At 56.6% G+C, this 484-nt stretch carries 1 protein-coding gene; it reads left to right on the top strand.

All coding sequences use genetic code 11. The annotated features are described in order from the left end of the window. Positions 1 to 85 precede the first annotated feature (85 nt). On the top strand, positions 86 to 484 hold a 399-nt coding region (locus B7364_RS07875; protein ID WP_198534102.1), incomplete at its 3' end, for a transposase.

Raw genomic sequence — 484 nt, 5'->3', positions numbered from 1 at the left:
GTAAGCGACCGGTCTTGGCCGCCTTGCATTGAAGTGGCGAACCCAACAGGAGTTGTCCTTACGAGTAGTCGTAAGGAGTTCGGAGTTGGCAGGAGTAGTTTTGGGTCCTGAGCGTCATCGTCGTTGGAGTGACGCGCAGAAGATCAAGATTGTTGGTGAGACTTTGTTGCCCGGGGTTCGGGTGGCAGAGGTTATGGCACGTTATAATGTGTCGAGTAGTTTGATTTACACTTGGCGCAAACAGGCGCGCTTGGGTTTGTTTGCGCCCATGAGACAGGGTGCATTTGCGCCTGTTGCGATTGTCGAACCGGCCATGACGCCGCTGAGCGACGGCGCGGTTTCTATAGCGGCGGGTGAAGGTTTTACCCCTGAACCATTGACCCAGGCCGCGCCCCACCCCCGGATAGACTGCCAGTCAAGAGAGACCCTGCATGGAGATGGTACGGCGATGGTTGTTGCCCTGCCTGATGGGGTGCGTATCTTG

The sequence above is a fragment of the Aquidulcibacter paucihalophilus genome (assembly GCF_002105465.1).
GTDB lineage: Bacteria > Pseudomonadota > Alphaproteobacteria > Caulobacterales > Aquidulcibacteraceae > Aquidulcibacter > Aquidulcibacter paucihalophilus.
This window is presented reverse-complemented; position numbering and strand designations above follow the sequence as displayed.